The following is a 6,272-nucleotide window of genomic DNA, read 5'->3' on the forward strand; positions in this document are numbered from 1 at the left end:
GCCGCAGGCGACCGCTACCGCCCGCGGCGTGCGTATCGCCTGTTCCGCAAACAGCTCATGGACCAGCCGTCCCTGCCGTCCCGTGCGATGCGTCGCGTTCCAGGTGTCAACCACCAGTGCACGTTCGGCCGCCGGCAGCACGTCGAGGCTGGCCACGGGCGACGCGGGTGCCTGGTCAAGCGCATCGATAAGGTTTTCCAGCGCCGTATGCATGTAGGCGCAGATCCGTTCCGGCTGGATCGGCAATTCCACTTGGGCCGTCAGGTAGAAGTCTTCGCCGAGATCGTCTACAGAAAAGGTCAACGGATAGTTTGTGCGCTCCTGGCCGCCGAGCGCTTCGATGCCTTCCCAGTTGTCCCGCGACTCTTCGTTCGTGGCTGCCGGGACACTGTGGCGATAGTTGAAGAAGGCGCTGAACAACGTCGTACCGGACGGGACTGCGCTGCATCGCTGCGCGAGGGCCAGCGACGCATGTTCGTGGCGCAGCAACTGCGTCAGGAGCGCGTGCGTGTGACGCACGCCGTCCTGGACGCTGCGCTCCCGCATGTCTATCCGCACCGGCAGTGTATTCATGAACAGCCCGAGCGTACGGTCGGCCCCATCGCCGCCTTGCATGCGGCCAAAGAGGACTGTGCCGAACACCACGTCTTCGCGCCCGGTCAGTTGCGCCAGTACGCGCGCCCATGCGAGATGGCAGAGCGTCGCCGCGCTGACGCCCATGGCTTGCGCGCGTTTGCGCATACGTGCGGCAAGCCTGTGATCGACATTGAGCCCGGCTTCGACGATTTCGGTGCCGTCGCCACGCACGTCGGCCAAACCGAACGGCGTGGTCGGTTGATCCACGTCGGCAAGCATGCGGCTGAAGAAGGCTTCATGCTCTTCCTGGGATACCCCGTGCCTGGCCTGGACCACGAAATTCCGGAATGGCAATGGAGCAGGCAATTGCGCCGCCTGTCCCTGCAGGCAGGCTCTCACTTCATTGACAACCAGTTCCTGCGTTGTATGGTCGCCCGCGAGGTGGTGGTTCAGCAGCAAGGCCAGCCAGCGGCCGTTGGCCACGTCGTGCATGGCGAACAAGCGGATCATCGGTGCCCGCCGCACGTCGAGCCGATAGTGGCGCGGATCGAACCGGTCCTCGAGTTGCGCGGCCGGGCTGCCTTGGCTTGGATCGAACGTAAGCTCCTCGATCGCGATCAGAGCTTTGCGCCACACCACCTGCACCGGCTCCGGCATGCCTTCCCAGAGTACAGCGGTGCGCAAGATGTCGTGCCGGTCGACGACCGTTTGCAGCGCTTCCGTGAAGCATTCAAGACGTACGCGGCTATCGAAACTGTACAGCCCGTGCAGCAGGTAGGGATCGCTCTCCTCGTCCATCAGGTGATGGAACAGGATGCCTTCCTGCAGCGGCGCCAGCGGGTAAATGTCCTGTATGTTGGCGGCGCCGCCGGGAACATGGCGCACGATGTCGTCGATGTTCGCTTCCGACAACTGCACCAGCGGAAGCATCTGTGGCGTGATGGCTTCGCAGCCGGGGTGAATGCGATTGGGCGGAACGGCAACGATGGCTTGGGTATCCCCGACGGCAGCTGCCAGCTCCGCCAACGTCGGCGTGCTGAACAGGACCCGCACGTCCGCGTGCAGTCCGGCGCGGCGCATGCGCTCGATCAGGCTGATGGCGAGCAGCGAATGGCCGCCCAGTTCGAAGAAATGGTCTTGCCTGCCGACCCGCTCAAGGCCAAGGACCTCGGCCCAGATCTGCGCGAGGCGGATTTCGACCTCGCCTTGCGGCGCCTGGTAGTCCGCTCCGTGGCCGTTGTGTGGTGCACCTGTCGATGCCTGCCTGGCCAATGCCTTGCGATCCAGTTTTCCATTCGGCGTCAGTGGCAATGCGTCCAGTGCGATGAACTGCGTCGGTACCATGTACTCGGGCAGGAAACCAGCCAGGAAGCGGCGCAACGACTGCGGATCTTCCGGTTCGTTGTGTGGTGTGTAGCAAACGGCAAGGCGGCGCCCGGCGACCGGATCGTCAACGGCGACGGTCACTGCATTGCGCACGTTCGGGTGACGCCCCAGCGCCGCATCGACCTCTCCGAGCTCGATGCGGAAGCCGCGAATCTTGACCTGACTGTCGCGGCGGCCGAGAAATTCCACCGTGCCGTCCTGCAGGTATCGACCCAAGTCTCCGGTACGGTAAATGCGCGCGCCCGAACCGGCGCGAAACGGATCGAAGATAAAGTTTTTTTCGGTCAGTCCGGAATTTGCAAGGTAGCCGCGCGCAACGCCTACGCCGCCAATGCAGATTTCACCGACAACGCCAACCGGCACCGGCCTCAGGCCGGCATCGAGCAGATAGATCCGGGTATTTGCGATCGGACGACCGATCGAGCGATGCGAACTGGTGCCATCGACGATCTCGTCAACCGTAACCACTACAGTTGTCTCGGTCGGCCCGTAGGTATTGAACAAAACCGGCCGGTGCCCGTCACGCTGGGACCACTGGCGCAGGGCGGCCTGCTCTACCGCCTCGCCGCCGATGATCACCGCCCTCACGCATGGCGGGATGACGGCGGACGTGTCGGTCGCCAGCTGCTGCCAGAAGCGCGTGGGCAAATCGGCCACGCTAATCCGGTTCGCCTCGCACAGTTGCCAGAATACCTGCGCATTTGCCAGCCAGGCATCGCTACGCAGTACCAGTGTCGCGCCCGACAGCAGCGTGCAGAAAATCTCTTCCACCGATGCATCAAAGCTGATCGATGCAAATTGCAATACACGGTCGCTGGCAGTGATACGGTAGCGGCTTGCAAGCGCCTTCACCTGGCTGGTGACCGAGCGATGCTCGACCATCACCCCTTTCGGTTCGCCGGTCGAACCGGAGGTGTAGATCACATAGGCAAGATGATGCGGCCCGACGCCCGTGGTTGCGCAAGGAAGATCAGCGCTGTCCTCCTGCTGCCATGTCGCCCGGTCCGTACCGAGCGCGATGACCGGTGCATTATGCGTACGCACCACCTCGCTGATGCGGGCAACGGCGCGCTCCCCGCATACGATCGCAACCGGCCGGGCGTGGCCGATGATGTATGCGAGGCGCTCAGGCGGATAATCCGGGTCGAGCGGAAGATAGGCGCCGCCTGCTTTCAGGATTGCGAGCATGGCCATGACCATGTCGGGCTCGCGGTCGATGCACAGCGCAACCATCGCATCCGGTCCGACGCCGCAGGACCGCAGGTAACGGGCAAACCTGTTTGCCCGTGCATTCAGCTCGGCATAGCTGAGGCATAAGCCTTCGAAACAGACAGCCGGCGCATTCGGACTGTGCACGGCATGTGCTTCGACAAGTTCATGTACGCAAGACGATTCCGGAAACGTGCTATCGATCGCATTCCCGTAGAATGGCAGGCGCTTGCGTTCGGCCAGCGGCAGGATGTCAATCGATGTGACCAGAACATTTGGCGTGCTTTCGAGCGCGCCCGCCAGTTGTGCGAGCGCGGCATACATGAGTTCGCATGCCTGGGCTGGATCGGCCGGCGTCCGTGCCTGCGCGTTCAATCTCAGGCCGACACCAAGGTCGTCGATATCGAGACTGAGCGGATAGTTGCTCAGTTCTTCACCGCCCAGGTGTTCGATGCCTTCCCATGGCTCGCAATGCTCGCCGTCGTCGGCGACCACAGGTTCGGTCGAATAGCGGTAATTAAGGATGGCGGTGAACAAAGGCGCAGGGGCAGCAACTGCGCTGCAGCGCTGCGCCAGGGCAAGGGAGGCATGTTCGTGGCGTAGCAACTGCGTCAGTTGCGCATGCGTCTGCTGTACGCTGCCGGCCGCCGTCTGCTCTGCCAGGCGAACTCGCACTGGCAAGGTATTGATGAACATGCCGAGTACACGGTTGGCGCTGCCCCCCGCCTGCATGCGACCAAACAGGACGGTGCCGAACACCACGTCGTTCCGGTTCGCCAGGCGCGCCAGCACTTGTGCCCAGGCGACATGGCACAGGCTCGCCACACTTACGTTCAGGGCCCGCGCCGTGGCACGTACGCGCAGGGAAAGATCGGCATCGATCTCGCGTTGCGCTTCGCGCATCGCTTCCCCGTTGCCGTGCGCGTCGCTCATGCCGTATGGCAGGGTTGGCTCATCGACGTCTGCGAGCATGGCGCGGAAGTAAGCTTCGTGTTCAGCGCGACCGACCCCGAGACGTGCGTCGGCAACGAAATTACGGAAAGGTTGGGGCACGGGCAAAGTGTCACCGCGCGAAAGCATGAACGCGCGCACTTCGACCAGCAAGGCATCCAGCGTCGTGTGATCGATCGACAGGTGATGAAGCAGATGCAGCATCAGCCAGCGCCCATTGGCTGCGTCCTCGGCGATGGCGATGCCCATCAACGGCGCACGCCGCACATCGATGCGGCAATGGCGCGAATCGTAGCGCCGGCGTAACTGGTCGGCGATCTCACCCTGTCCGGCATCCAACACTGGCTCTTCGACCTGAAGCGGCGCACTGCGCCACACCACCTGCACCGGTTCGACCAGGCCTTCCCAGTGGAGTGCGGTGCGGAGAATGTCGTGCCGGTCAATCACCGCCTGCAGCGCCTGCAAGAAGCGGTCGAGCCGCGCCCGGCTGTCGAAGCTGAACAGGGTCGGCGACAGGTAGACGTCGCCTTCGCGTTCCATCAGGTAATGGAACAGGATGCCCTCCTGCAAAGGTGCTAGCGGATAAATGTCCTGTACATTGGTGGCACCGCCCGGCACCTGCTCCAGTATGCGCGCGATGTCCTCGTCGCCCAGCGTTACCAGCGTCAGCATCGCCGGGGTAATCACGCTGCAACCGGACGGGATCAGGTTGGGCGGGACTTCGACGGCGTGCTCTTGGTTGTCCCTGTCGCTGGCGACTGCAAGCGACAGGGCGGCGAGGTCAGGTGCGGTGAACAGGGCACGCACATCCACATGCAATTGTGCTTCTCGCATACGCGAGGCGACCTTGACGGCCAGCAGCGAATGGCCGCCGAGAGCGAAGAAGTTGTCGTGGCGGCCAACCTGCTCAACGCCCAGCACTTCGGCCCAGATCGTAGCCAGTGCGGTTTCGACTTCACCGACCGGTGCTTCATACGCATGACTCGCGTAGGCGTCGCCTTCCGGTGCCGGCAACGCCTGACGGTCCAGCTTGCCGTTCGGCGTCAGCGGCAGGGTGTCGAGCTGCACGTACGCCGCCGGCACCATGTACTCGGGCAGCGTTGCTGACAGAACTGCGCGCAGCGCTTCAGTATCAAGCTGCACATCGGTCGTCAGGTAGGCGACCAGCCGCTTGTCGCCCGACCGGTCTTCGCGTGCGATCACCACTGCTTCGCGCACCCCTTGCTGCTCCAGCAGCTTCGCTTCAATTTCACCGAGTTCGATGCGGAAACCGCGCAGCTTGACCTGCTGGTCATTGCGGCCCAGGAACTGAATGCTGCCGTCGGCCAGGTAACGTCCGAGGTCGCCGGTCCTGTACATCCGTGCATCCGGCTCGCTGCTAAACGGGTCGGCAACAAAGCGCTCGGCCGTCAGTTCATCGCGGTTCAGGTAACCGCGTGCCACCTGCACCCCGCCGATATGGATTTCTCCTACAACCCCCTGTGGTACCGGCTGACCATGCACGTCCAGCAGATAAATCCGGGTGTTGGCAATCGGACGCCCAATCGCCGGTGCCTGCTCGCTTTGCGGGTCGCACACCTGCATCGTCGCGCACACCGTGTATTCGGTCGGCCCGTAGGCATTGAGCAAACGACGGTTACGCCCGAAACGCCGCACCAGCGCCGCATTCGATGCCTCGCCCGCCATCACCAGCGTGCGCACCGTCTTCAGCTGCGCTTCTTCCGGCAAGCCCGCCAGCACCACCGGCGGCAAGGTCACGTGCGTGATGTGCTCTTGCGCCAGCATCTCCACCAGCACCGGCCCGGCCAGCACCATGTCACTGGCCGGCAAAACCAGCGTAGCGCCCTGCACCAGCGTGGTCACAATCTCCGACACGCAGGCGTCAAAGCTGAATGACGCAAACTGCAGCACCCGGCTGTCGGCTTCTATCTCAAACCCGGCAATCTGCGCTTGTGCCAGGTTGCCCACCCCGCGATGCGCAACCATCACGCCCTTCGGCTGACCGGTCGAGCCGGACGTGTAAATCACGTACGCCAGGTGGTCGGGTTCGACTCCGGTTTCGCTACGGGAAAGGTTGTCGGCAGCCTGCCGCGCCCAGCGGCCACTGTCGGCTTCCAGGTCGATCAACGCCGTGCCCGAGCCGGCCACAG

At 63.4% G+C, this 6,272-nt stretch carries 1 protein-coding gene; it reads right to left on the bottom strand.

The features are described from left to right. Window positions 1–6,272, bottom strand: a 6,272-nt coding sequence (locus tag ACFQUU_RS28875) for an amino acid adenylation domain-containing protein (RefSeq protein WP_382252046.1), incomplete at both ends; no start/stop codon positions are given.

This window comes from Herbaspirillum sp. GCM10030257 (assembly GCF_042666555.1).
Classification (GTDB): domain Bacteria; phylum Pseudomonadota; class Gammaproteobacteria; order Burkholderiales; family Burkholderiaceae_D; genus Noviherbaspirillum.